A 24,673-nucleotide genomic window follows, 5' to 3' on the forward strand; every position below is an offset into this window, starting at 1 on the left:
GGTGAACGTACACGACAGACATCGGATGTGACAAGAGCGGGAGCGAGGTCACTCCGGCAGGTAGATGGCTCTACATACCAGCGCAAATAGGAATGTTTTCGGCGAATCAGTGCCCGCATCTAGGTCGACTCGACGCCGTGCTGCGCTAGTAAGCGCTTGCATCAGCGTTGCCTTCCTTGCCGAACGGCCGCCCCGCTCCTACTCTCCCCGGGAGCGCTCACACCACGGAGCGCGACGGGCGATCACGCAGCCGGAGTCAGCATGAGAAGACGCGCACTCACCGCACGCATCCTGCTGGCCTGCGCGGTCGCAGCCGGTACCGGCGGGCTCGTCGCGGGCATTGCCGACGTGGGCAACGCGGCCGGCGCGGCCTACTACGTCGCCCCGACCGGCAGCGACAGCGCCGCCGGGACGCAGGCAGCACCTTGGGCGACCTTCGCGCACGCGCAGTCCGTCGCACAGCCGGGCGACACGGTCTACTTCCGCGGCGGGACCTACACGTACACGCACGCCGACAGCAGCTGCTCGAGCGAGACCGCGAGCGTCGACGGGATCACCCTGAACAAGAGCGGCAGCTCCGGGAACCTGATCAACTACGTCGCCTATCCGGGCGAGCACCCGGTCTTCGACTTCTCGAAGGACGCGGACGACTGCCGGATCAAGGGCTTCGACGTCACCGGCAGCTACATCCACCTCAAGGGCCTCGAGGTCGAGGGAGTGCCGCAGAACAACGACCTCAACCACGAGTCCTGGGGCATCTGGATCACCGGCAGCGACAACGTGTTCGAGCAGCTCAACCTGCACAACAACATGGGTCCCGGCCTGTTCATCCAGAACGGCGGCGGCAACCTGGTGCTGAACTCGGACTCGCACGACAACTACGACCCCAACAGCTCGGACGGCGCCGGCCAGAACGCCGACGGCTTCGGCGCGCACATCTCCGCCGGCTACCCGGGCAACGTGTTCCGCGGCGACCGGGCGTGGTGGAACTCCGATGACGGGTTCGACCTGATCAACGCGTACTCGTCGGTGACGATCGAGGATTCCTGGGCTTGGCGCAACGGCTACCTGCCGGAGACCACCACGGTCGCGCCGTCCGGCAACGGCAACGGGTTCAAGGCCGGCGGCTATGGCGGCGTCTACGTCGGCAACGGCGTCGTACACACCGTCGAGGACAGCGTGGCCTTCGACAACTCCGCGGCCGGGTTCTACGCGAACCACCACACCGTGGCAGACAACTTCTACAACAACACTGGTTACGACAACCACCCTGACTTCAACATGCTGGGTATCTCCTCGAGCGGCGCGGCGATCGGGATCGGCAACCTGCGCAACAACATCGCGTACGCCGGGAGTCTGACCTCGAACATGACCGGCACGAACGCGGCCGACAACTCGTGGAACCTGAGCGTGACGATGTCGGACTCGCAGTTCCAGAGCGTGTCCACGACGGGATGGGACGCGGCGCGCCAGTCCGACGGCTCGCTGCCGGCACTCCCCTACCTGCATCTGGCCGCGAACAGCACGCTGATCGACAAGGGCGTCAACGTCGGCCTGCCCTACAACGGCTCGGCCCCGGACCTCGGCGCCTTCGAGACCGGGTCGGTGACGGCGTCAGCCTCGCCGAGCCCGTCGGCCAGTCGCTCGGCAAGCCCATCGCCGAGCCCGTCACCGAGCAAGTCCGCGAGCGCGCCGCCGAGCCCGTCCGCATCAGCCACCACGCCGGTGCCGTCCGGTGCGTGCGCAGCTGCGTATGTGACTCAGACCTCGTGGTCAGGCGGCTTCCAAGGCCTGGTGACGGTGACCGCGGGCAGTTCCGCGATCACCGGTTGGACCGTCAAGTGGACACTTGTCAGCGGACAGACCATCACCGAGCTGTGGAACGGCACGCTGACGACCAGCGGCTCGAACGTCACAGTGACCAACGCCTCCTACAACGGCGCGTTGACCGCCGGCTCCTCGACCACTTTCGGGTTCACCGCCAACGGTTCCGCGTCCAGCCCGACCGTCAGCTGCTCAGCATCCTGACGCGAGGTCAGATCGGCTGGAAGCCCTTGGTGACGTGCTTGGTGAGCGCCAGGCGCATCGCCTCGCCGAGGCTTCCGGCGAAGATGATCTCAATGTTCTGTTTCACCTTGGCGGACACCTGGCCGAGTTGGTGCTCGTTGCCGACGGATGCGACCAGGCGCTGAGCGAAGGCCTGCTTGGCCGTGTGCGCCACGTCCCGGAGTGAGGCGACCGGCAGCAATTCGCCGGAGGGCGCGAGCACGCCGGCCACGGACACCTCGAAGCGCACCATCCGGCCGGTGAGCGCCGAGAGCACCGCGAGGGCCACTCCGACCTGGACGTTCGCGGTGTCGAGGGCGCCCTCGGTGGCCGGGACCGGGCCGTAACTCTGGAAGATCCGGAAGTCGTGGCCGGCGAACCAGGCGTCCCAGCCGCCGTCGCGCGGCGGAAGGAGGGTGGCCGCGTGGGCGCGCACGAAGGCGACGGCCTCGTTCGCGGCCTCATGCACGGCATCGACCGGCCAGTCCGTGACCTGCACGCGGCCCCGGCCCGCCCGGGCGGCGGCCTCGATCGGCACGAGCACGTCGTCCACCGGCGTCCAGGCGACGCCGAGTCGCTGCTCGGTGCGGTGCCGCGACCGATCTGAGATCCCGCTCAGCCGCTTGACCTCCGCGGTGGCGGTGATGATCCGCTCGAGGTCGGCCTCGTAGTCGACGACGACCTTCCCGTGGTCCGCCGGATCGAACCAGACCGGCACGTGCGCGCCCTGGAACTTCTGGGTGTGGGTCCGGGTGAGCACGGTCGCCTCGAACGGCGGCTCGGCCCGATCCTCCGGCACCACCCGCAGCACCATCCGGCAGTCGTACCAGGTGTGCGACAGGTCCTCGTCCGGGGCGAACGCCCCGCCGAGGCCGGATGCCGCCCCCAGCGTCGTGATCGAGAGGATCTCGCCGGTCGCTTTGCGGCCGTTACGGCGCAGTTCCTCCAACAGGTGCTTGTGCTTGAACAGCATCGACTCCCCCTCCATGGAGTGTCCACCCATCAACGCTCAGTGTACGGGCGGGCGCAATGCGTACGGTGCTCTTACTTTGACAACAGAGTTCAGATATCGCGCTATTCGGCCTATGAGACGCCAACACGACTACGACCTCCCGATCAACCTCGCCGAGAACGCCGCGTACGTTCTGGGCGTCGTGGCCACTGCGGTACTGCCCATCGTGCCGCGCACGCGCGCGCTCGGGACGAGTTTCGCCCTCCTGGCCCTCGTCGTGGCGCTTCTCGCGGCGAGGCGGGCCCCGGCCGCCGCCTGAGCCCCCGACGGGCGAAGGTCGCATTTCGGACGGATAGTGGTCACGACAGCGGAAGACCGAACTCCTCGGGAGTCGCCGTGGACCGTTACCCGCCCATCGCCGATCACGGCCTGATCGGCGACCTGCAGACCGCCGCGCTCGTCACCTCCCAGGGCGTGGTGGACTGGTTCGCCGCGCCGCGGTTCGACTCGCCGAGCCTGTTCGCCGCGCTGCTCGACCACGACGGCGGCGGGTACTTCCGGCTCAGCCCGGAAGGCCCCGGCACCACCGCGGCGCAGCTCTACTACCCGGACACGTCGGTGCTGGTCACGCGCTTCACCACCGAAGACGGCATCGGCGAGGTGATCGACTGGATGCCCGCCGACCGCAAGGCGGTGGCCACCGAGCGCCACACGCTCTTCCGCGCCGTCCGGGTGGTGCGCGGGACCATGCGCTTCAGCCTGGAGTGCCGCCCGCGCTTCGACTACGCCCGCGGCAGGCACGAGCTCGACCTCAAGCCCGACGTGGCGGCCTTCCACGCCCAGGGGATGACCGCGTTCCTGCAGGGCACCCATTTCCCGCTGGAACGCGACGGCGACGACGTGCACGGGGAGACCGTGCTGAACGAGGGCGAACTGGCCGCGGTGGTGTTCACCGTGGACGGGGCCGACGCGACGCCGCCGGAGCCGCTGAGCGTGGAGCGGATCTCCGAGATGCTGTGGGACGAGATCGACTACTGGCAGAAGTGGGTGCGCACCTCGACCTACTCCGGCCGGTGGCAGTCCATGGTCGCGCGGTCGGCCGTCACGCTCAGGCTGCTGACATACGCGCCCACCGGAGCCCCCGTCGCGGCCGCGACGATGGGCCTGCCGGAGCAGGTCGGCGGCGAACGCAACTGGGACTACCGCTACACCTGGGTGCGCGACGGTTCCCTGTCGGTGCGCGCCCTGCTCGACCTCGGCTACGTCGAGGAGGCCACGGCGTTCGTGCACTGGCTCGCCGAGCGCCTGCGCGAGAGCGAGGGCCGCAACGGCGAGCCGCTGCAGATCATGTACCGCGTGGACGGCGACCCGCACCTGACCGAGGAGATCCTCGAGCACTTCGAGGGCTACCGTGGATCGGCGCCGGTGCGGGTGGGCAACGCGGCCTCGGACCAGCTCCAGCTCGACATCTACGGCGAGGCGCTCTACGCGCTCGCCCAGGGCCGCGAGATCGCGAAGGGGTCGAGCTACCGCGGCTGGAAGTCCATGGCCCGGACGCTGGACTGGCTCGTCGACGCGTGGGACCGGCCGGACGAGGGCATCTGGGAGACCCGCGGAGGCCGCAAGGACTTCACCTACAGCCGGGTGATGTGCTGGGTCGCCTTCGACCGGGGGATCCGGCTGGCCACCGAGTTCGCCCTGGCCGGTGAGATCCCCCGGTGGACCGAGGCCCGCAACACCATCCGCGACCAGGTGATGGAGCGCGGCTGGAGCGAGAAGGAGAACGCCCTGGTCCAGCAGTACGGCGGGGATGTGCTGGACGCCTCGCTGCTGCTCATTCCGCGGGTGGGGTTCCTCGCGCCCGGCGATCCGGCCTGGCTTTCCACCCTCGACGCGATGGAACGCAAGCTCGTCTCGGACAGCCTCGTCTACCGCTACGACCCCGCGGCCTCGCCGGACGGGCTGCGCGGTTCCGAGGGCACCTTCAGCCTGTGCAGCTTCCTCTACGTCGACGCGCTCGCGCAGTCCGGGCGGCTGGCTCCGGCCCGGTACGCGTTCGAGAAGATGCAGACCTACTGCAACCATGTCGGTCTGTTCGCCGAGGAGATCGGCCCGCGCGGCGAGCAGCTGGGCAACTTCCCGCAGGCGTTCACCCACCTCGCCCTGATCATGGCCGCGAGTACGCTCGACGAGGCGCTGGACACCGCGGCGCGCCGAGGCCGGCTGTGACCGCGCAGCCGCTCGACGAGCGCGAGTTCCGGGTGCTCTACCAGCGTCTGCGCGACGGCAACCCCTGGGGTCCGGAGGACCGGCGCGGGGCGCTGAACCATCTGATGGCCGAGCAGGTGCGGGCCGCCGCGGCCCTGGTGCGCACCGGGCGCAGCGTCTCGCTCGCGGCTCCGGTGCAGACCCGGCCGACCCGGGACGGCCGTGACCCGGCCCGGCACGAAATCATCGGGCCGGGCGCGGGCGGGGCCGCCGATCACGGGCTGGACTTCGGCCTGGACCGCATCGCGTTGAACGTGCACGGCGACGTGGACAGCCACATCGACGCGCTCTCGCACGTGATCTTCGACCGCACGCTCTACAACGACGTGCCAGGTGGCTCGACGGAGGTGATCGAGTCCTCGCCGCTGTCCATCGCCGTCGCGGCCGACGGGATCGTCGGCAGGGGTCTGCTCCTCGACATCCCAGCATTGCGCGGCGTGCGCTGGCTCGAACCGGGTGAGCAGGTGATGGCCGAGGATCTGCTCGCGGCCGAACGGGCGCAGGGCGTGGAGATGTCCGCGGGCGACCTGCTCTTCATCCGGGTCGGGCACCGGGCCCGACGCGACGAGCTCGGTCCGTGGGACGCGGCTCGGCACCGGGCCGGGCTGCATCCGGCGGCGCTGGAGCTGCTCGCCGAGCGGCGGATCGCGGTGCTGGGCAGCGACGGCAACAACGACGTGGCCCCGAGCGGTGTCGAGGGCGTCGACTTCCCCGTGCACGTCCTCGCCATCAACGCGCTCGGCCTGCACATGCTGGACTACCTGCAGTTCGAGGAGCTGCTGCCTCTGCTGGCCGAGGAAGGACGCTGGTCCTTCCTGTGCGTCGTCGCGCCGCTCCGGGTCGCCAACGGCACGGGCTCGCCGGTGAATCCAATAGCCATCCTGTGAGCAGCGCCGTGCACCACCCGAGAGGAACCTGACGTGGGCGACGACCGGCATTTCGACGTGATCATCATCGGCACCGGGGCCGGCGGCGGGACGATCGCCCACCGGCTGGCCCCCACCGGGAAGAGAATCCTGATCCTCGAGCGCGGCGACTATCTGCCGCGCGAGCGGGACAACTGGGAGTCGAGCGCGGTCTTCGTCAAGGGCAAGTACCTTCCGGCCGAACAGTGGTACGACAAGCACGGCGACCAGTTCCAGCCCGAGGTCAACTACTACGTCGGAGGCAACACCAAGTTCTACGGCGCCGCCCTGTTCCGGCTTCGCCCGGAGGACTTCGGCGAACTGCGCCACCAAGGCGGCGTCTCCCCGGCCTGGCCGATCGACTATCAGGACCTTGAGCCGTACTACACCCAGGCCGAGCACCTCTACCTCGTCCACGGCCGACACGGCGAAGATCCGACCGAAGGTCCGGCGAGCGCGCAGTACGCCCGTCCCCCGGTCGAGCACGAGCCGCGCATCGAACAGCTCAGCGACGACCTGGAGAAGCAGGGCCTGCACCCGTTCCACCTGCCCATCGGCGTCGACATGACGCAGGGCGAGAACGGCCGGGCCACCCACACCAGCGCGTGCATCCGCTGCGACCGGGTGGACGGATTCCCTTGTCTGCTCGGAGCGAAGTCCGACTCGCAGGTGATCTGCGTCGATCCGGCACTGCAGCACGAGAACGTCTCGATGATCACCGGCGCGAATGTCAGAAGGCTGCATACGGACTCGAGCGGCCGGACCGTGACCGCGGTGTTCGCCGAGCTGGCGGACGGCACCCCGGCCGAGTACCACGGCGACATCGTCGTGGTCGCCTGCGGCGCGGTGAACTCGGCGGCGCTGCTGCTGCGCTCGGCCGACGAGCGGCATCCCGACGGCCTGGCCAACAGCTCCGATGTGGTGGGCCGGCACTACATGCGGCACAACAACCTCGCGGTGATGGCCGTCTCGAAGGAGCCCAACGACACGCAGTTCCAGAAGACCCTCGCCATGAACGACTGGTATCTGGGCTCTGACGACTGGGACTATCCGCTCGGCGGGCTGCAGATGCTCGGCAAGTCCGACGACGAGCAGATCCGCGGGAACGCGCCGCGCTGGGCCGGGATGTCCTCCCCGGACATGCCCTTCGAGGTGATGGCGCACCACGCGGTGGACTTCTGGCTGTGCGGCGAGGACCTGCCCGCTCCGGACAACCGCGTCACCCTCGACAGCGAGGGCCGGATCCACCTGACGCTCGATGAGAACAACAACGTCGAGGGTGTCAGGAGGCTGCAACACAAGCTGCACGGCATGCTCGAAGACCTCGGCATGCACCCGCATCACCTGATGCCGAACCTGCTGTACCTGCACAAGTCCATGCCGATCGGCGCCACCGCGCATCAGGCCGGCACTGTGCGGTTCGGCACGGACCCGAGCACCTCAGCCCTCGATGTCGACTGCAAGGCCCACGACCTGGACAACCTCTACGTCGTGGACACGAGCTTCTTCCCGAGCATCGGCGCGGTCAACCCCTCGCTGACCGCGATCGCGAACGCCCTGCGCGTCGGCGACCGTATCGCCGAGCGACTGAGCTGAGGCCGGAAACTCCCATGAACGAACACAGCAACGGACACAGCGACGAGCACGGCGCGCAGCCACGCGTGGTGATCATCGGCGGCGGATTCGCCGGGCTGTTCGCGGCCCGCGCGCTGCGCAACGCCCCGGTGCGCGTCACCGTGGTCGACCGGGTCGCCCATCACCTGTTCCAGCCGCTGCTCTACCAGTGCGCGACCGGCATCATGTCGGAGGGCCAGATCGCCGCGCCGCTGCGCGATCTGTTCAAGCGGCACCGCAATGTCGAGTTCGTGATGGCCGAGGTCCGGGACTTCGACACCGCGGGGCGCCGGGTGCTAGCCCGGAGGGAGGGCGGCGAGGACGTCTTCCTGCCATACGACCACCTGATCGTCGCCGGCGGCGTGCACCAGTCCTACTTCGGGCACGACGAGTTCGCCCAATGGGCGCCGGGCATGAAGACGCTCAGCGACGCCCTGGCGATCCGGCGCAAGGTGTTCGGCGCGTTCGAGCTCGCCGAGAGCGCGACCGATCCGGCCGAGCGGCGCCGCTGGCTCACCTTCGCCCTCGTCGGCGCGGGCCCGACCGGCGTCGAGCTGGCCGGCCAGCTGCGCGAGCTGGCCACCCACACCCTGCGCGCGGAGTACCGCTCGATCGACCCGGAAGACGCGAGGGTGCTGCTGTTCGACGGCGGGGACGCCCCGCTGGCCATGTTCGGGCCGAAGCTGTCCGCGAAGGCGGCGAGCTCGCTGCACGCGCTCGGCGTCGAACTGCACATGGGCTCCCTCGTCACTCAGGTCGACGACCACGGCCTGCTCGCCCGCGACCGCGACGGGCGCAGCGGGCGCTACGACGCCGGGACGGTGCTGTGGACGGCCGGGGTCCAGGCGCCGGCCATGGCCGGGACGCTGGCCAAGGCGACCGGGGCGGAGAGCGACAAAGCCGGGCGTATCAAGGTCCTGCCTGACCTGACCGTGCCCGGGCATCCGGAGATCAGCGTCGTCGGCGACATGATGAGCCTGGACAAGCTGCCCGGCGTGGCCGAGGTGGCCATGCAGGCCGGCCGCTACGCCGGCCTGCGTATCAAGGGTCTGGCCGAGGGGCGGACCGAGGCCAAGGCGTTCCGGTATCGCGACCTCGGGTCGGCCGCCTACATCTCCCGCGGCCGGGCGGTGCTGAGCGCCGGACCGCTGCAGCTGAGCGGCCTGCTCGGCTGGTTCGGCTGGCTCTTCATCCACATCGCCTTCCTCACCGGCTACCGCAACCGCCTCGGCGCGATCCTGACCTGGTCCTACGCGTTCACCCGGGACATCCGCCGGGAGCGGGCGTTCGAAGCGGGCAGCTCGGCTCGGCCGCGGACCGTCAAGGACGAAACCGTCAAGGACGAATGAGTCCGCGGCTTCATCCTCCGGCCGGACCCGGGTTGCCGGGCCCCCGGGCCCATGGCCTGATGGTCTGCAAAGGAGGAACGCGATCCGATGGTGGCTCAGCCGCAATCCGCGACGAAGCAAGCCGCGGTGAAGGTGGTCGTCGCACTGGGGCTCGTGCTCGTCACGCAGGCGCTGTTCGCGCTCTGCCTGATCAGCGCCCAGCAGCTGCTCGTGCCGCGGAACATGCCCTTCGGCGTGGTGGGCAAGCCGTCCGAGATCACCGCCGAGGTCGCCGCGAAGGAGGGCCTGGCGCTGGCCTCGTATCCGAACGCCGCGGCGGTGACCGCCGCCGCCGAGCAGGGTCGGCTCTACGGCGCGTTCATGACCGGCGCGAAGGTCGACACCCTGGTCGTGGTGCCGGCGAAGAGCTTCTTCGCCCAGACCGAGCTGGAACCGGCCTTCCTCGCCACCGCGCACAAGCTGGGCCGGCCGGTCACGGTGAAGACGGTCGCGCCGCTCCCGTCCCGCGATCCCACCGGCGCTGTGACCTCGCTGCTGCTGCTCCCGCTGCTGATCGGCGGCTATCTGGCCGCCGTGCTGGTCTACAAGGCGGCGCACGGAGTCGCGGCGGCACCTTGGCGCGGCCTCATCCTGATCGGGTACGCCCTCGTCGGCGCGCTGCTGACCGACGTGATCGTCGGCTTCGGCATCGGCGCGTATTCCAGCAGCCGATTCTGGCCGCTGCTGCCGTGCTTCTGGTTGATCACCTCGGCCGTGGCGCTGGCGTCCGCCGCGGTGCAGGCGGTGATGGGGAAACTCGGCACCCTGCTGGTGGCAGTGTTCTTCATCGTGATCGGCGGCGCCGGAGCGGGTGGTCCCGGCACGTACCTGCTGCCGGTCTACTGGCGCAACATCGGCGTGGCGCTCCCGCCGCAGAACGCGATCACGCTCGTCAACCACGTGATCTACTTCGGCGGAAACGACATCACCACCCCCATCGTCGTCCTGCTCCTGTACGCCGCCGCCGGGGTCGCCGTCATCGGCTGGTACGGCCGCATCCGGCCGCATCGCGACGCCGAGACGACGGCCGTACCCGCCGGCCGCCGACGACGGGCCGTGATCGGGATGCTCGCGGCGCTCGGCATCTGCGCAGTGATGCAGTGCCTCTTCGCCACCACGTACATGAGCTCGGGGCACGCGCCCATGGCCACCAACCTGCCGTTCGGCCAGGTCGGCACGTCACCGGTGCTCACCGCGGCCGAGCGGGACATCTCGCTCGCGGTGACCGCGTACCCGAACGAGGCCGCCGCGAAGTCAGCCATCGACCACGCCCAGATCTACGGCGCGCTGATCTCCTCGGGATCCGCGCAGACCCTGCTCGTGGTGCCGTCCATGAGCGACCTGGCTCCGCTCGATCTCACGGTGAGGTTCGAGGATGCGGCGCTGCGGACCGGGCACACGCTCACGGTGAAGCCGTACGCGCCCGTCCCACTCGCCAAGAAGGACCCGTTCGGCCTGGTCCAGGCGCTCATGCTGGTCCCGCTGCTGATCGGCGGGTACATGAGCTCGACGCTGCTGATGTCGGCCACCGGCAGGGCGGCCGGCCACTGGCGCGCCGCGCAGCTGGCCGGGTTCGCCATCGCGGGCGGCCTGCTCGTCGACCTGATCGTGTGCTATTGGCTGCGCGGCTTCCCCAGCGGCAAGTTCTGGATCGTCTGGCCGATCTGCTCGCTGATCATCGCCGCGGTCGCGTTCGTCGCCGCGGTGCTGCAGAAGCTGCTCGGGCCCGCGGGCACGCTGGTGACGGTCGTCGCCATGATCCTCGTCGGCAACCCGTCCTCGGGCGGCGCGAGCGGAGTGCCGTACCTGCCCGCGTTCTGGCGCGACATCGGCCCGTACCTGCCGCCGCGCAACGCCTACATCCTGCTGCACCACTCGATCTACTTCGACGGCCACGGCACCAGCCAGGCGTTGATCAACCTACTGATCTACCTGGGCGCGGCCGGGATCGTGCTGATCGTGCTGGACCGGCGCCGGTCGGAGGCCGCCGTGCCCACCGACGCCACCGAGGCGGCCGCCATGGCCGTCCCGATCGGCGCCGTGCCCTGAGCCCCACCCATACGCGACCTCAACCACGCACTGATGGGAGAACACGTTGACCAGCAACAAGAACGGCTCGGCTAGCGCGAGTGGAGCGCAGCCGATGACGCTGCCGCTGCTGCGCGGTCAGAAGGCGCTGGTGACCGGGGCGAACTCGGGCATCGGCAAGTCCACCGCCATCGCCCTCGGCCGGGCCGGCGCCGACGTCGTGGTCAACTACGTCGCAGGACCCGAAGACGCGGAAGCGGTGGTCAAGGAGATCGAGTCCTTCGGCGTGCGCGCCTACGCCGCCCAGGCGGACGTCTCCGACGAGGATCAGGTCGATGAGATGTTCGCGCACATGGTGTCCGAGTTCGGCACCATCGACGTCCTCGTGGCCAACGCCGGGCTGCAGCGCGACGCCTCGGTCACCGACATGACGCTGGCCCAGTGGCAGAAGGTCATCGACGTCAACCTCACCGGCCAGTTCCTGTGCGCCCGCGCCGCGGCCAAGGAGTTCCTGCGCCGCGGCCTCGTGCCCGAGGTCTCCCGCTGCGTCGGCAAGATCATCTGCATGAGCTCGGTGCACCAGATCATCCCCTGGGCCGGCCACGTCAACTACGCCTCGTCCAAGGGCGGCGTGCTGATGATGATGCAGACCCTGGCCCAGGAACTCGCCCCGCACGGCATCCGCGTCAACGCCGTCGCGCCCGGCGCCATCAAGACGCCGATCAACCGCGACGCCTGGTCGAGCCCGCAGGCCGAGGCCGAGCTGCTGAAGCTCATCCCCTACCGCCGCGTCGGCGAGCCCGACGACATCGCCAACGCCGTCACCGTCATGGCCTCGGACCTGATGGACTACGTCGTCGGCAGCACCCTGTTCGTCGACGGCGGCATGACGCTGTTTCCGGGCTTCGCCACCGGCGGCTGAACGCGCGCCGGCGCCTTGACCTGGTCCGGCGTCACTCGGCCGGCGCGCCCGGGTTTTCGGGCGAGCGCCGGGGGCCGATGCTGGAGACATGGGGTCTCGCGGCGGACGGCTGGGCCGCCTATCGCCCCACGGCGGGCCGATATCTGCGGCCTATCTCGTGCTGCTCGTCGCGTTGACGGCGCTGGCGTCGGTGCCCGGGACGCGGTCCGCGGCGACGGTCGCGCTGGCGGCCGGGGCGGTCGTCGCAGCGGTGGTCGGAGCGTGCAAGCTCGGGCGCCACCATCTGTGGGCGGGGATGCTGCTGGTCGGGGCGTTGCTCGCGCAGCTGATCGGGCTGATCTTGTTCCTCCGGGACGGGGGCCTGACGGAACGGCCCGGGACCTTTCCCACGGTCACCGACGCCTGGTTCATCGCGGCGTTGCCCCTGATGATCGCGGCGCTGGCGCTGCTCACGGTTCCCGGGATCGAGCGGCCTTGGTCGGCGATCCTCGACGCCTGCATCGTCGCGGTCGCCCTGGCGCTGCTGCTGTGGCTGGCGCTGTTCGACAGCGTGCACCCGGTCTGGCCGTCCTGGCAGCCCAAGGTGATCGCCTTCGTCTACATGCTGGGCTATGTCGCGGTCCTGGCTCTCTCGGTGCTGATGATGGGCTCGGACACGGGTCGGGTGCGGGTCGGCGCCCTGTTCGTCATCGGCTCGGTCGGACTGGTGTTCGGTGCGTTCGCGGTGCTGCCGCACCCCGACCCTGCACCGCCGGCCGGGACCGGGGTGTACGTCGGGTTCGCGGTCTCCCGGCTGGCCTGGTCGGCCGCGGTGCTCGATCCGACGCTGGCTCCGCGCGATCCGGCCGAACGGCGCCCGGCGCTCACGCCGCGCGACTGGAGCATCCTGATGACGATCGCGGCCCTGCTGGGCCCGGTCATCCTGTTCGTGCAGGACGTGCGCGGACAGCTCACCGACGGCCCGGGCCAGACGGCGGTCGCGCTGGTGCTGTTCACGTCCGTGGCCGCGCGCCTGGCTCTGGCGATGTGGGAGGGGCTGCGCTCCACGGCGACCGAGCGGACGCTGCGCCGGACCGGGACGCTGCTGCTGTCGGCCGGGAGCCTCGCCGAGGTCGCCGCGGGACTCGCGCGCGCCGGCGCCGAGCTGACCGCGTCACGCATCGACACCGACGTGGTGCTGCTCCTCGACCACCGGCCGGACGGGTCCCGCGGCAAAGGTTCGACGGCTGATCTGGGCGGTTGGCGAACGGTGACGATGTACCCGTTGGCCACCGGAACCGCCGGGCACGAGCGGACCATCGGGACGATGATCGCCGCATCGAACCGGGCGTCACTGTCCGCGCTGGACGGCCCGCTGCGCATCCTGGCAGACCAGACGGCGCTCGCCATCGACCGGCTCAAGTCGCAGCGCGAGCTGCGCCAGCACGAGAAGGAGGCGTACTTCCGCACGCTGGTGCAGAACACGTCCGACGTGATCTTCGTCGTGGAGGCCGACGGGACGATCCGCTACGCCAGCCCGTCCGCGGCGCGGATGCTCGGCCCGCGGGCCGCGCCCGGGGTCCATCTGGCCGAGCTGGCCGCCGCGGGAGCCGAGGACACCGTGCGCGACCTGCTCGCCAGCCCGCACGCGGGTCCGATCGACCTTCGCTTCACCGCCGCGGACGGGTCCGTCGTGGACAGCGAGACGCGCTGCGCCGACCTGCGGCACGAGCCGACGGTCGGCGCGTTGGCCATCACCTTGCACGACGTCACCGAGCAGCGCCGACTGCTGGCCCGGCTGCAGGACCTGGCCCACGAGGATCCGCTCAGCGGCCTGGCCAACCGGCGCCGCTTCCTCGAAGCCGTGGACGAGGCGCTCGCGCCCGAGAACGCCGGCGATCGGCCGGTCGCCGTGATGATGCTGGACGTCGACGACTTCAAGCAGGTCAACGACACTTTGGGACACGCGGCCGGCGACGAGCTGATCCAACGGATCGCGCTCCGGCTGGAGTCCTCCGTGCGGGCCGCGGACACCGTGGCGCGGCTCGGCGGCGACGAATTCGCCGTGCTGGTCACCACGGCCCATCACGTCGCAGAGCTCGAACAGCTGGCCGACCGGATCGTCACCTCGTTCCGGGAGCCGGTGGTGCTCGACTCGGGGCCGCTGACGACGTCCGTCAGCGGCGGGCTGGCCGTGGTCACGGCCCCGTTCCGCACCCACGAACTGCTGCGCCGAGCCGACATCGCGCTCTACACCGCGAAGGGCGCCGGGAAGCGGCAGTGGCGCCGACACGGGGCTTGAGATCCTGCGTGAGCAGGGTCCTTATTCGCCGGAGCCCTTGGCCAGCAAGACCTGGGCGAGCATGCCGAGCGTGGTCCAGTCGGCGGAACGGCTGCGCAGGATCTCGCCGAACGTGGTCACCTCGACCCAGGTGCGCTCCTCGACCCCGTCGCCGTGTGCGCATTGTTGAAGGCTGACAAGCTCGGCCAACTCCGCCTCGTCGATCCGCGCCGAGAACAGGTGCACCTGGTGGATGGACAGCGTCGCTACGGCCTGACGGCTGCCGTGCGAGGTGAGCCGGTCGGCGTCGAGCACGAAACCGGTCTCCTCGGCCAGTTCCGCGGCGGCTTGCGCGCGGTGCCCGGGCTCCGTGCCCGAGCCGCTCGGCAGTTCGTGCACGTAGCCGTCGGCCGTCGCCCCGGGGCTGCGGAACTCGCGGATGAGCACCACGACCGTCTCGTCCAGCGTGGGGCCCGGGCGGTAAAGCGCCACGGCGCTGACGTCGGGGCGCGCGACGAGGACTTCGTTCTCCTTGACCCGGTTCTCCGCGGTGACGAAGACCGCCACGCTCAGCACCCAGAGAATCGGCAGGTTCTCGGGGCCGGCTCGCAGCTCCCACGCGAGCCGTGCGGCGCGCAGGACGTTGCCGGCGCGCAGCTGAGCGGCGTACCAGCGCTGGAAGCCCTCCGTCCGCCAGATCTCCGCGGGCACGCCGGGCACGCTCGGTACGTCCGAGGGCGCCGGAGGGGTCGTCGGCGGCATGCTAGGCGGGCCGGGCCTGGTCGAGGCAGCGTTTGACCCGCCGCGCGTACTCGTCGAAGCTCTCCTCTTCGCGCCAGGTCTCGTACGCGGTGATCATCGCGGCCATGGCCAGATTCGTCTGCAGGATCGCGGACGTCTCGTCGGTCCCGGCGGCGCGGGCGAGGGCCCAGGCGCGCAGGTCCGTGACGAACTGTTCGCCGGTGATCTTCGAGGACTGGGCCAGGGCGGGCGAGGCGGCCTTGAGCCGGCGCTGCCAACGCCGGCTACGGCCTGTTCGGCATGATCGAGGAGATCACCGAGCAGCACTTGCGCGACCAGATCGAGACGAACCTGTTCGGCGCGTTCTTCGTCACCCGGGCCGTCCTGCCGATCCTGCGCGCCCAGGGCGCCGGCCACCTCGTCCAGATCTCCACGATCGGCGGCATCGCCGCGTTCCCCTCGCTCGGCGGATACCACGCCTCGAAGTGGGCCCTCGAAGGGCTCAGCGAGGCACTCTCCCAGGAACTCGCCGGGACCGGCGTCAAGGTCACCCTGGTCGAGCCGGGCGGGTTCGCCACCGACTGGGGCGGTTCCTCCGCCGTCCACGCCACCCCGAACCCGGCCTACGACCACATCCGCGAGGCGATGGCGGCCCGCGCCGGCGGGGCCCAGTACGGCGACCCGGCCGCCGCCGGCTCGGCCCTGCTGCAGATCGTCGACGCCGAGAACCCGCCGCTGCGCGTGCTCTTCGGATCGCAGCCCACGCAGATCGTCCAGCACGTCTACGCCCAGCGGCTGCAGACCTGGGCCGACTGGGAGCACGTCTCCCACGCCGCGCAGGGCTGAGCGTTGCCAGGGGCCTGCGCGCACCACACGCCGCAGGCCCCGTCAGGCCGCCGACGTCGTCATCGCTGGATGAAAGGGGTTCTGGCCGACCTCGCGTCCTTGGCCGCCATCCGCGCCCCGCGCACCGCCATGCGGACCGCCCTCGGCCACAGCTGCCAGGTGAGCGGCTGCACCAGCAGCGGAACCGCCGCAGCGGCGAGAAGCCACAGGCTCCACCCGGCATAGGAGCTGTAGTGCGCCGAGTCCGTCGCAGGGTTCGTCGTGTCGTACTCGTCCGACCACTCGAAGTGGGCATAGCTGGCCACCCACAGCAGCGCCAGCGACGCGTACGCGAGCAGGATCGTCGCGCGGAAGTGCACCCGCGTGTGCAACCGGCGCAAGCGCAGGGCCTGCGGCCCGAACGCGTCGCGCGGGCCGCCGCCGCGTCGCCACGCCGGGATCGTCACCGCCGTCCACATCAGCGCGAGCGCCGGGATCGCCCACAGGTTGCCCGAGTCCACGTCCGCGTCGCCGATCAACGCCAGCAACACGACCGCGCCTACCAGGCAGGCGATCGAGGGCGACGCGCGCCGCAACCGCCCACGCTTGCGCTCACTCAGTTCCCCGCCGAACGAACCCAACCCGCCATCCGAGTCCCACATGTGCCGGCCCCTTCTTCCTCCACCTTCGACAGTAGCGGGCCCGGACGCCTCACTCCATCGCACCAGCGGAAGTTTGACGCCGCATCAGCCGAGGCAGACCTGCACCCGGCAGGTGAAAGCGCATGAGAACCCGAGGCGACACGCGGATGACGAACCGGCTCAGCTATCGACGACGAGGCCGCGCCGCGCTCGCGACGGCCGTCGTGGCGGCGGCCGCCACGGCCGCAGGCCTGCTGGCCGCGGCCGGGTGTTCGTCCAGCTCGCCCGCGACGAATCCGCTGACCGGCCAGGGCTCCGGCGGCCACGTCCTCGCCGCGAAGATCGACAACGTCGGCGCGGCGCAGACCCAGCTCTCCGGACTGAACTCCGCGGATCTCGTCTACGTCATCCAGGTCGAGGGCGGTCTGAGCCGCTACCTGGCCGTGTTCGACAGCTCGACCGCGCCGGACGTCCGGGTCGGGCCGCTGCGCAGCGCGCGGCAGACGGACATCCCGCTGCTCGCGCCGTTCGGCCGGGTCGGGCTCGCCTACACCGGCGCGATCTCCGGCCTGCTGCCCGAGCTCGCCGCGGCGAACCTGCAGAACATCACCCCGGCGGTCGCGCCGAAGCTGTTCAGCAACGGCGGCTCCTCCCCCACCTACCTCCAGACCTCCGCGGTCTTCTCCGCGTACCCGAACCTCGCCGAGACCCAGAACGTGGGCTTCCAGTTCGGCGCCGCGCCGGACGGCGGGCAGCCGGCCGCCTCCGCGGCGGCGCAGCTGCCCGGCGCCTCGTTCGCCTTCACCGCCTCCGGGCAGAAGTGGCTGGTGAGTGTGGACGGGCGCGCGGCGACGAGTTCCGGGCAGGGGCGCCTGAGCGCGGACAACGTGATCATCCAGCATGTCCACGTCGTCGCCGGCAAGTTCACCGACCACAACGCCGGGCACGCCGACAACGAGGTCTTCTCCCAGACCACCGGCTCGGGCCAGGCCGACTTCTACCGCGGCGGCCAGGTCTGGCACGGTCAGTGGTCCAAGGCGGGCGACACCTCGCCCACGGACTACACGGTCGGGGGCGCCACCATGCTCCTGGCGCCCGGCCGGACCTGGATCGTGCTCGAAGGCAGCTGAGCCGCCGAAGGCCCGAAGAGCTCCAGGGAACGCGAGCGCGGGCCGACGTGAACTCGGGCCGCGCCCCACCCTCGATGCTCAGCGGCGGCGGCCCTGATCCCGCCGGCCGGCCACGCGTCGCCATCCCTGCCCGGGCAGCGGCTGCGCTGTCGCGAGGCCGACGCCCCGGGAGCCGACCGGATCCCGCGTGGCCCGGGGGAAGTCGTCCCGGCTGACGAAGTGCGAGAACTCCAGGCTCACGAGCTTCCGCGCCGAGATGACGACGAAGCCCACACCCGTCAGCTCTCGCAGAGCCGTCTCACCGGCTTCCCGAACCAAGATGGGCTGGGAAAGGACGAGTTCGCGATCCTGCGTCTCCTCCACGAGATCGTTGAGCGACAAGAGCGGCCCGCTCAGGAAGCGCCCGTCTTCAAGGTGGCACCCGACGTACACGCAGACCTTGTACTTCGTGTCGTCGAATTGCCGCATCACTTTGGCCCAGGCCGATTGCGCCGGTGGTTCGACTTCTGCGAAACGCTGTAGTGACCGCACCACGCCATGACGCAGTCTTCCGTGCGCCGAAACGAATCCGAGGACACAGGCCACTGCGACGTAACCGAAGAGCCATTCGACGATCAGCTTGTCGTGAGCCAGCCAGTACGCGTTCCCCGCCTTGAACCAGTTCGTCAGGCTGGGTGTCTGACGCGGCGCCCAGAGCCTGACCGGGAGGAACAGGAGCAGGACCACGGCGTCGCACAGCAGGCTCGCGGTGACGATCTGCACCGCTTCCCGGAGCGGGGACTGGTCCGCCCTGCTGGCGAACTGCTCCTGCCGCAGGTTGTACACGAAGCCCGGCAGCAGCAGCACCGCGAACGCGACGAGACCGGCGAAAGTGCTCGGCAGCATCGGCTCTCTCGATCATCCCTGAGGCAGGTTGGGCCCGCGTCCACGCTTCCCGAACGCCCGCAGGATCGCGTTCGACGGCGGCGTGGCCGGCTTCACCTTCCTGGTCGGATCGGTCGGCGACGGCGTCTTCGGAACCACCGGCAGCGGCTGCGGCGGATTCTTCGGCTGTTTCTGGCCGCCGTTGGTGGCTCCGTCGGCGGCCTGCGCCGCCGCCGCGGCGGCTTGCGGCCTCTTGCGCCGGCCGAACACGCCGTTTCCCTCTTCGGACATCGATCCCCTCCTTGCTCCGCGGACTGCGCAAACCCACCTTGCGGAACGAACCCCCGGCAGCGAGTTACTCATACCCTCCGGCGCGGCACGGTACTCTCGCTCGCGGCTCAGTCGATTTCGACGCCTGATCTGCGGGAACGTATTCCGATCAGCACGAGCGAGACCGCCGCGGCGATCAAGATGCTGATTCCGCCGACGAGCGCGCAGGTGTGCAGCGCGTCGGTGAAGCCGGCGTCGTATGCACCCAGCGCCTGCGCCGTGGCCCGCCGCGTGGAGAGCTGCAGGAACGCACCGGCCTGGATGCCGGCGCTCGAGACCATGCCCTGCACGGTGCCCTGGTCTATGGGGTTGAGGCCGGATGCGGCGAGGTGGCCGGGAAGCGCGGCCAGGGTGCGGTCGGACAGGAGAACGCCGAAGACGGCCGGCCCGAGCGCACTGCCGATCTGTCGCAGGGTGCTGTTGGCCGATCCCGACGGTGCCCGCGAACTGACACGGCACGCTGTCGACGGCGATCGTGGTCACTGGCGCCATGGCGAGGGCGATGCCGATGCCGAAGACCGCGATCACCAGCGCGGCCACGCCGGTGCCGGTGTCGGCCTTCAAACGGGTCACCAGCAGGGCGCCGCCGCCGGCGATGAGGAGCCCGGCGAACAGCAGCAGGCCCGCGCCGACGCGCCCGATCAGCCGCCCGACCAGGGGGCTGAGAAGCACCGTGAACCCGTTGAGCGCGACGAGCCGGACCCCGATGTCCCAGGCCGAGGCGCGGTGCACCAGCCCGAAGTACTCGCTGAGCGCGAACACCAGCCCGACCTGAGCCGCGAGCAGCACGGCCATGATCGGGGAGTTGATCACAGGCCGCAAACGTATTCGTGCTTTGCGTCAGCGACCTGAGTATCACGCGGTGAGGGCGCCCGGACACCGCTGCGCGTGCAAGCTAAGCTGCACACCCGTGTATCAGAGCTCGGATAACTCTTCCATCAGCGTGGCCGCCAGGCGCAGCACCTGGCGCTCGGTCTCGTTCAGTTCACGCAGCGCCTGAGCGAGCCAGCGGTCGCGGCCGGAGGCGTCGACGGCGAGGGCGCCGAGCCCGTCCGGGCTCAGCGAGAGGACGGACTGGCGCCGGTCGCGCTCGTCGCGCTCGCGGATGATCAGACCGGCCTGCTCGAGGTCCGCGATGACGCGGGTGAGCGACTGCGGCTGCTGGCGTTCGGCGACGGCGATCTCGCCGGGCGTGCTGGGGCCGTTGCGGTGCAGGTGGCTGAGCACCGCGAGCTTGTTCAGGCTCAGGCCGTCGGCCGGGCGCTCCGCCCGCAGCCGCCGGGCCAGCCGGGTCGCGCCGCGCCGGACCTGCGCGACGAGCTCGGGGGAGATGTCGTTCGCCATATTACTACGCTATCACTTACTATCTTCAAGGTGAGCTTGGACGCGGCTGCCGCTTGAAGAAGGGGATCGGTATCACCAGTGGCTTCTCTATCCTACGCACTGCGTAATATACGGCCGGCCCTGCTGCAGGCGGCCGTGGTGCTCGCCTGCTTCGGCTCGGGGCTGGCGCTCGACCATCTCGAGCAGCTCGGGCCGACCATCGTGGTGCTCACGGTCGTGCTCGGGATGACGCTCGGGCGCACGCAGCGGCACGGCGGGCTGCGCCGGCGCCTGGAGACGCTGGTCACGCTGCCGCTGATCTCGGTCGCCTGCACCGAGATCGGGCGGCTGTTCGCGGAGCACCCGAACGTCGCGGACACGCTGTTCACGGCGGCGCTCGCGCTCTCGATCTGGCTTCGCCGCTTCGGCCCGGCCGGCCGGCGGCTGGGCACGCTGATGGCGCTCCCCTTCATCGCGCTGCTGGTGACGCCGGTGCCGGTGCTGCCGAGCGGCCTCGTGGCGGGGATGCCGACGGTCGGGCACTCGATGCTGTGGAGCGCGGTCGCGGCCGTCATCGCGTTCGGATGGGTGTGGGTGTGCCAAGAGCTGGGCGAGCGGATCGGGCTCGTCGGCGCGCTGCCGACTGCGCCGGAGGCGAGCGCGCCGCGCAGGTCCAAGGCGCGGATCCAGCCGAGCACGAGGATGGCCGTGCAGACGGGGCTCTCCCTCGGTCTGGCCTTCCTGATCGGGCGCTGGGCGTTCGCGCCGCACTGGAGCTGGATCGTGCTGACCGCGTTCGTCGTCAACAGCGGCAACCGCGGACGCGGCGACGTCGCCTACAAGTGCCTGCAACGGATCTTCGGCGCCTGCGTCGGCACCGTCGCGGCGACGCTGCTCGCCGGCACCTTCGCGCCACGCGACGATGTCGCGGTCGTCGGCATCCTGGTGGTGCTGATCGTCGGCGGCTGGCTGCGCACGATCAGCTACGCGTACTGGGCCGGGTGCGTGACCTCGATGCTCTCGCTGCTGCAGGGCTACTTCGGTGAGACCCACATCGGCCTGCTCGGCGAGCGGCTCGAGCAGATCCTGATCGGCGGCGCGCTGACCGTCGCAGTGGCCTGGTTCGTACTGCCGATCAAGAGCACCGCAGTCCTGCGCCGCCGGCTGGCCGACGCGCTGACCGCGCTCGGCGCGTTCACCGAGGCTTTCCGTGCCACGCCGAGGGATCCGGAGCAGGTGCGGGCGCGGCACGCGGCGTTCCTCGACGCCTTGGCGGAGCTGGGGAAAGTGGCCCCGACGTTCCAAGGCCTGCGCCGCCTGTCCGCGCTGCCGATGGTCGGCCTGACGCGGGCGGGCCGGCGCGGACGGGAGCGCATGCAGGCCGCGGTGGCGGCGATCGAGGCCGTGCGAGCCTGCGCCCCGCCGCTCGAAGCGCTCGCCGGCGCCGCGCAGACCGACGCCGGCGGCGAGCACCTGCGCCAGGTCAAGGGCCACGCCGCAACCGTGCGCGGCGTGCTGAAGGCGCCGGAATCAGCACTCGCCTAATGCGTGTCCGCGGCGGCAACGATCGTTATGTCTTCGTGAGCCGGCAGTGCGGCTCCCACGTCCGGCCGGGCGCATCATGGAGACGGTGAGCGCCACGTGGACACCGCGATCAGGCACCGCTCCCGACTGGGCCCAGTACTACGACGAGGTGGTAGACCGGCACGGCCCGCTGCTGACGGAGGCCGTCGGCCGGCGCCTGACCGGAGTGTGGACCCCGACGAGCGGCCTGCTGGGCCGCCGCTTCACGCGCGCCTGGGGCAGCCACGCCCCGCTACTGTTCGTTTTCGAAGGGCTGCAGCTCGAATTCTCCTTTCACATCAACGCTCACAGCGTCACCCGCGCCGATGTGGACGTCGCCGCGTCGGCCGACCGGCGCGGTGACCCCGAGGGCTGGCGTGCCCTCGGCGACCGCCCGGGCGACCCCGCCGACCTGGTGTCGCTGGCCGGGCAGCGACTGTGGGCGGTGGACGTACTCGAAGCCGATTGCGACCGATGTGACTTCGGGTTCGCCTTCAGCCGCGGCTACCTGGCCCTGACCACCATGTGCTGCTGCACCTTGGTTCTCTCTTGCGGCCCGCCGCAGCGCCGCCGGTTGCGCCTGGCGCAGACCGGCCCGACCCGGGAGGGCCATCCGCCCCGGGCAGTCAGCGCACCACGCGGCCGACCGGCCTGGCCGCCGAGCGGCTACGACCCGTCACAGGTCTAGCAGGCCGAGCCGACGAAGCGCGGTACTGCGGATCGGGATCCGGCACTCGTTCGACCACTGACCTCGAGGATCACGGCCGCAGAGAGCGTCGACCTGCCTCAGGCCTCAGCCGCGGCGCCGTCGCCGACCCGCTCGATCCGCATCCCCTTCTCCCGTAGCTGGGTCAGCACCCGGCCGTCCGGGCCGGCCGCCTCGGTCAGCGCCAGGTCGAGCCTTCGATCGAGTCGGTCAGCTCGATGTAAGCCCTCTTCAACATCTCCGCGGGCACTTCGGGCACGGTGAAGTCCTGTTCGCGGATGTGCTTGAGCAGCGGGGGATCCGGACAAGCCTGATCCTGCTCGAGGTGGTAGGCGACGTCCTCCGGCCAGATCCAAACGCCGTCCGTGCGGAAACCGAGCGGGACCGGATCCTGCCGGTCCCGGAAGAGCCGGTCCTTGCCCCTGGCGACGGTCGTCAGCAGCGCGGGCGCGCTGCGCAGGTATGCCGCCACCCGCACGATCTCCTCGGCCGGGATGGGCTTGTGGTACTTGCGCTCACCCCACACGGTCGCCGTCTCCTTCGTGCGCTTCAGCCGCAGTTCTGCGCGCGGGATGGACGGCCGCTTCTGAGCCGCGGGCTCCAACCCGGCGCGCCAATGCAGCCACTCCGGAATCGCCTCGTCAGCCCGCGGGAAGTGCCACAGCTCTTCGGCGTAGACGTCCACGGGCGGCGCGTCGTGCAGCATCGGACGGGTCGAGTAGTCCAGCAGCATCGAGGAAGCGCCGTCGGAATGCAGGTCGAGCGTGAGGCCCAGCCAGGCGCCGCGCTCCCGCGTGTAGTCCTCGCTGCGGTGCGCGGCGAAAGCCTCGATCAGCTCAGGCGTGACTTCGAGGGTGTGCCGCGTCCCCTCACCGTCGGTGGCGAGAAGCCGATACTCCCGGACGGTGCCGATCACCAGCACCTCGCCGGACACCGAATCCCAGCCCTCGGGCAGCAGCGGGAGCAGCGCGGCGCGAAGGCCGTCGGGCACGGGCATCGACACCTGCACCGGAGGCTCCAGATCGAGTACGGGCACGACGCTCTCGCCCGGAATCCACGTGTATTCGGACAGAGCGCTGTCCGAGAGCACGGCGCGCGCCGGGAGCCAGGCCGGAATCCACTCGGGCGCCCGGTACCGATGAAACAGCTCCCTGCGATACTCGGCGGCCGGGCAGAGCCCGTGGAACTCGGGTACGCCGTACCAGTCGAACTCGACCTCGGGCACGGTCATGGGGAACTCGACCGTCAGGCTGAGTCGATGCCAGGTGCCCGAGGGGGAACTCTGAGACAGTCGCAGGTTACTGATCGCCATCTTCAGCGGCGCGGGCAGTTCCCAGGGAACACGGGACCCGTCGAGCATCTCGACCTCGGCCTCGGACTCGTGGTAGCGCCCCACCCCGCGGTACTCGAGCCGCACGCTCTTCCAGCCGACCGGAGCCGCCGCCAGAACACTCCAGACGACACGCTTCGTAGCCTGCGGGTATCCCTCCCGAGGCAGCCGCTGCGCGCTCGAACCCTCAGGGGGACCGTAGTCGATGTCGACAGTCATGCTAGGACTGCCCCACCTTCGCGGACAGCCAGTCCGGCGTCTCGGAATACGGCCGGGGGTAGCGTTCCAGATCCTCCCGGTACTTCTCGTCCGGCGGCGCGACCCGCCAGTCCGGCTCCCAGAAATGGTTCACCGTCAGCCACCGTCCCCCGTCCGGCACCGCGTAGAGCCGCATCGAGATCCAGGTGCCGTCGTCATCCGGATCGTAGAATGCCTCGCGCAGCTCCCGAAGAAGCTCGAAAAGCCGCGGCTCGTCCACCGTCGCGGCGCTGGTCGACCCGTCGGCCATCGACTCGAAGGCGTCCGATTCGGCCACGTCCGAGATCATCCTTGCCTTGAGATCAACCCGCTCGTATCCGGTCGACGCCCCGGTCCGCAGAAAGGCGGCGACCTCGTCGACGGCGGCTTCGATCCGTTCCGGCGAGGCCGCGGCGGGCAGTTCTTCTTCGAAGCTTGACATTCCGGTGAACCTTATCGTCGTCCTAGGCGGTCCGAGGACCTGGCGATGATAATGATGGCATGTCCGCGGAAACAGGGGGCTGTCACCATGGTCGTGCCACCTCGAGGACGTCCGCCGGGAGCGAGCCGGATCGGCGACGCAGCCCAGAGGGCACTCGA

22 protein-coding genes and 2 pseudogenes are annotated in these 24,673 nt (G+C 70.3%); 15 read left to right on the plus strand and 9 right to left on the minus strand.

The genetic code is table 11. The annotated features are described in order from the left end of the window. Positions 1–261: 261 nt before the first annotated feature. A pseudogene (locus tag ACTRO_RS13080) lies at positions 262–1,599 on the plus strand (right-handed parallel beta-helix repeat-containing protein); the annotation flags it as partial. A gap of 126 nt (positions 1,600–1,725) precedes the next feature. After that, positions 1,726–2,028: a cellulose binding domain-containing protein gene (locus ACTRO_RS50940; protein WP_342673762.1), complete on the plus strand. Its 303-nt coding sequence runs from the start codon at positions 1,726–1,728 to the stop codon at positions 2,026–2,028. A gap of 7 nt (positions 2,029–2,035) precedes the next feature. Here ACTRO_RS50940 and ACTRO_RS13085 read toward each other — a convergent pair whose 3' ends face one another. Beyond that, positions 2,036–3,049, minus strand: a complete 1,014-nt coding sequence (locus tag ACTRO_RS13085; protein WP_084316226.1) for a S16 family serine protease — start codon at positions 3,047–3,049, stop codon at positions 2,036–2,038. A gap of 82 nt (positions 3,050–3,131) precedes the next feature. Here ACTRO_RS13085 and ACTRO_RS13090 point away from each other — a divergent pair, with 82 nt between their 5' ends. From ACTRO_RS13090 to ACTRO_RS13125, 8 genes are all read left to right on the plus strand, one after another. Continuing rightward, positions 3,132–3,317, plus strand: coding sequence for a hypothetical protein (locus ACTRO_RS13090; RefSeq protein WP_034263404.1), 186 nt, complete (start codon positions 3,132–3,134; stop codon positions 3,315–3,317). Positions 3,318–3,394: 77 nt separating this feature from the next. Further along, positions 3,395–5,227, plus strand: coding sequence for a glycoside hydrolase family 15 protein (locus tag ACTRO_RS13095; RefSeq protein WP_034263405.1), 1,833 nt, complete (start codon positions 3,395–3,397; stop codon positions 5,225–5,227). Further along, positions 5,224–6,153, plus strand: coding sequence for a cyclase family protein (locus ACTRO_RS13100; protein WP_034263407.1), 930 nt, complete (start codon positions 5,224–5,226; stop codon positions 6,151–6,153). The genes ACTRO_RS13095 and ACTRO_RS13100 overlap by 4 nt, the downstream gene beginning before the upstream one ends. Before the next feature lie 33 nt (positions 6,154–6,186). After that, positions 6,187–7,767 carry a GMC oxidoreductase gene (locus ACTRO_RS13105; protein WP_034263408.1) on the plus strand — a complete coding sequence of 527 codons (1,581 nt, stop codon included), beginning with the start codon at positions 6,187–6,189 and terminating at the stop codon, positions 7,765–7,767. Positions 7,768–7,781: 14 nt separating this feature from the next. Next, positions 7,782–9,134: an NAD(P)/FAD-dependent oxidoreductase gene (locus ACTRO_RS13110; protein WP_051450766.1), complete on the plus strand. Its 1,353-nt coding sequence runs from the start codon at positions 7,782–7,784 to the stop codon at positions 9,132–9,134. Positions 9,135–9,221: 87 nt separating this feature from the next. Further along, positions 9,222–11,222, plus strand: coding sequence for a hypothetical protein (locus ACTRO_RS13115; protein WP_034263409.1), 2,001 nt, complete (start codon positions 9,222–9,224; stop codon positions 11,220–11,222). Positions 11,223–11,316: 94 nt separating this feature from the next. Continuing rightward, positions 11,317–12,123 carry a glucose 1-dehydrogenase gene (locus tag ACTRO_RS13120; protein WP_034263410.1) on the plus strand — a complete coding sequence of 269 codons (807 nt, stop codon included), beginning with the start codon at positions 11,317–11,319 and terminating at the stop codon, positions 12,121–12,123. Positions 12,124–12,211: 88 nt separating this feature from the next. Further along, on the plus strand, positions 12,212–14,404 hold the full coding sequence (locus ACTRO_RS13125; protein ID WP_157436131.1) for a sensor domain-containing diguanylate cyclase: 2,193 nt from the start codon (positions 12,212–12,214) through the stop codon (positions 14,402–14,404). A 21-nt stretch (positions 14,405–14,425) separates the two neighbouring features. On the opposite strand, the gene ACTRO_RS13130 is transcribed toward ACTRO_RS13125, so the two are convergent. After that, complete coding sequence (locus tag ACTRO_RS13130; protein ID WP_157436133.1) at positions 14,426–15,094, minus strand: hypothetical protein; 669 nt, start codon at positions 15,092–15,094, stop codon at positions 14,426–14,428. Between the two features lie 315 nt (positions 15,095–15,409). Here ACTRO_RS13130 and ACTRO_RS13135 point away from each other — a divergent pair. Then, a pseudogene (locus tag ACTRO_RS13135) lies at positions 15,410–15,970 on the plus strand (SDR family NAD(P)-dependent oxidoreductase); the annotation flags it as partial. 59 nt (positions 15,971–16,029) lie between these two features. On the opposite strand, the gene ACTRO_RS13140 reads toward ACTRO_RS13135, so the two are convergent. Continuing rightward, a complete protein-coding gene (locus ACTRO_RS13140; RefSeq protein WP_034263412.1) occupies positions 16,030–16,611 on the minus strand; it encodes a hypothetical protein in 582 nt (193 codons plus the stop codon). Positions 16,612–16,733: 122 nt separating this feature from the next. On the opposite strand from ACTRO_RS13140, the gene ACTRO_RS13145 reads away from it, so the two are divergent. Next, positions 16,734–17,720, plus strand: coding sequence for a DUF3048 domain-containing protein (locus ACTRO_RS13145; RefSeq protein WP_034263414.1), 987 nt, complete (start codon positions 16,734–16,736; stop codon positions 17,718–17,720). Between the two features lie 78 nt (positions 17,721–17,798). On the opposite strand, the gene ACTRO_RS13150 is transcribed toward ACTRO_RS13145, so the two are convergent. The 3 genes from ACTRO_RS13150 to ACTRO_RS48855 all read right to left on the minus strand — a co-directional run bounded on the left by ACTRO_RS13150 (position 17,799) and on the right by ACTRO_RS48855 (position 19,195). Continuing rightward, positions 17,799–18,605, minus strand: coding sequence for a DUF6338 family protein (locus ACTRO_RS13150; RefSeq protein WP_034263415.1), 807 nt, complete (start codon positions 18,603–18,605; stop codon positions 17,799–17,801). Positions 18,606–18,617: 12 nt separating this feature from the next. Further along, positions 18,618–18,875, minus strand: coding sequence for a hypothetical protein (locus tag ACTRO_RS13155; protein WP_034263416.1), 258 nt, complete (start codon positions 18,873–18,875; stop codon positions 18,618–18,620). Between the two features lie 107 nt (positions 18,876–18,982). After that, complete coding sequence (locus ACTRO_RS48855; RefSeq protein WP_211244220.1) at positions 18,983–19,195, minus strand: hypothetical protein; 213 nt, start codon at positions 19,193–19,195, stop codon at positions 18,983–18,985. A gap of 139 nt (positions 19,196–19,334) precedes the next feature. Here ACTRO_RS48855 and ACTRO_RS47180 point away from each other — a divergent pair, with 139 nt between their 5' ends. Further along, on the plus strand, positions 19,335–19,766 hold the full coding sequence (locus ACTRO_RS47180) for a hypothetical protein (protein WP_157436137.1): 432 nt from the start codon (positions 19,335–19,337) through the stop codon (positions 19,764–19,766). Between the two features lie 63 nt (positions 19,767–19,829). Here ACTRO_RS47180 and ACTRO_RS13170 read toward each other — a convergent pair whose 3' ends face one another. Then, on the minus strand, positions 19,830–20,258 hold the full coding sequence (locus ACTRO_RS13170) for a MarR family winged helix-turn-helix transcriptional regulator (protein WP_034263418.1): 429 nt from the start codon (positions 20,256–20,258) through the stop codon (positions 19,830–19,832). A 78-nt stretch (positions 20,259–20,336) separates the two neighbouring features. Between ACTRO_RS13170 and ACTRO_RS13175 the strand changes: the two genes are divergently transcribed. Continuing rightward, on the plus strand, positions 20,337–21,782 hold the full coding sequence (locus ACTRO_RS13175; protein WP_034263419.1) for an FUSC family protein: 1,446 nt from the start codon (positions 20,337–20,339) through the stop codon (positions 21,780–21,782). An 85-nt stretch (positions 21,783–21,867) separates the two neighbouring features. After that, positions 21,868–22,488 (plus strand): hypothetical protein, encoded by a 621-nt coding sequence (locus ACTRO_RS13180; RefSeq protein ID WP_157436139.1) that lies wholly within the window; start codon positions 21,868–21,870, stop codon positions 22,486–22,488. Between the two features lie 196 nt (positions 22,489–22,684). Here the strand turns inward: ACTRO_RS13180 and ACTRO_RS13185 are convergent, their stop codons facing one another. Both ACTRO_RS13185 and ACTRO_RS13190 read right to left on the minus strand, forming a co-directional pair. Further along, positions 22,685–24,055, minus strand: coding sequence for a hypothetical protein (locus ACTRO_RS13185; protein WP_034263422.1), 1,371 nt, complete (start codon positions 24,053–24,055; stop codon positions 22,685–22,687). 1 nt (position 24,056) lies between these two features. Further along, a complete protein-coding gene (locus ACTRO_RS13190; protein WP_051450771.1) occupies positions 24,057–24,515 on the minus strand; it encodes a hypothetical protein in 459 nt (152 codons plus the stop codon). Positions 24,516–24,673: the final 158 nt, after the last annotated feature.

This window comes from Actinospica robiniae DSM 44927 (assembly GCF_000504285.1).
Classification (GTDB): domain Bacteria; phylum Actinomycetota; class Actinomycetes; order Streptomycetales; family Catenulisporaceae; genus Actinospica; species Actinospica robiniae.

Bases quoted from the DNA above. Each gene is read 5' to 3' on its own strand.
- ACTRO_RS13085 (WP_084316226.1), bottom strand. From the start codon at position 3,049: ATGGGTGGACACTCCATGGAGGGGGAGTCGATGCTGTTCAAGCACAAG.
- ACTRO_RS13090 (WP_034263404.1), top strand. From the start codon at position 3,132: ATGAGACGCCAACACGACTACGACCTCCCGATCAACCTCGCCGAGAAC.
- ACTRO_RS13110 (WP_051450766.1), top strand. From the start codon at position 7,782: ATGAACGAACACAGCAACGGACACAGCGACGAGCACGGCGCGCAGCCA.
- ACTRO_RS13115 (WP_034263409.1), top strand. From the start codon at position 9,222: ATGGTGGCTCAGCCGCAATCCGCGACGAAGCAAGCCGCGGTGAAGGTG.
- ACTRO_RS13120 (WP_034263410.1), top strand. From the start codon at position 11,317: ATGACGCTGCCGCTGCTGCGCGGTCAGAAGGCGCTGGTGACCGGGGCG.
- ACTRO_RS13125 (WP_157436131.1), top strand. From the start codon at position 12,212: ATGGGGTCTCGCGGCGGACGGCTGGGCCGCCTATCGCCCCACGGCGGG.
- ACTRO_RS13140 (WP_034263412.1), bottom strand. From the start codon at position 16,611: ATGTGGGACTCGGATGGCGGGTTGGGTTCGTTCGGCGGGGAACTGAGT.
- ACTRO_RS13145 (WP_034263414.1), top strand. From the start codon at position 16,734: ATGAGAACCCGAGGCGACACGCGGATGACGAACCGGCTCAGCTATCGA.
- ACTRO_RS13150 (WP_034263415.1), bottom strand. From the start codon at position 18,605: ATGCTGCCGAGCACTTTCGCCGGTCTCGTCGCGTTCGCGGTGCTGCTG.
- ACTRO_RS13155 (WP_034263416.1), bottom strand. From the start codon at position 18,875: ATGTCCGAAGAGGGAAACGGCGTGTTCGGCCGGCGCAAGAGGCCGCAA.
- ACTRO_RS48855 (WP_211244220.1), bottom strand. From the start codon at position 19,195: ATGGTCTCGAGCGCCGGCATCCAGGCCGGTGCGTTCCTGCAGCTCTCC.
- ACTRO_RS13170 (WP_034263418.1), bottom strand. From the start codon at position 20,258: ATGGCGAACGACATCTCCCCCGAGCTCGTCGCGCAGGTCCGGCGCGGC.
- ACTRO_RS13185 (WP_034263422.1), bottom strand. From the start codon at position 24,055: ATGACTGTCGACATCGACTACGGTCCCCCTGAGGGTTCGAGCGCGCAG.
- ACTRO_RS13190 (WP_051450771.1), bottom strand. From the start codon at position 24,515: ATGTCAAGCTTCGAAGAAGAACTGCCCGCCGCGGCCTCGCCGGAACGG.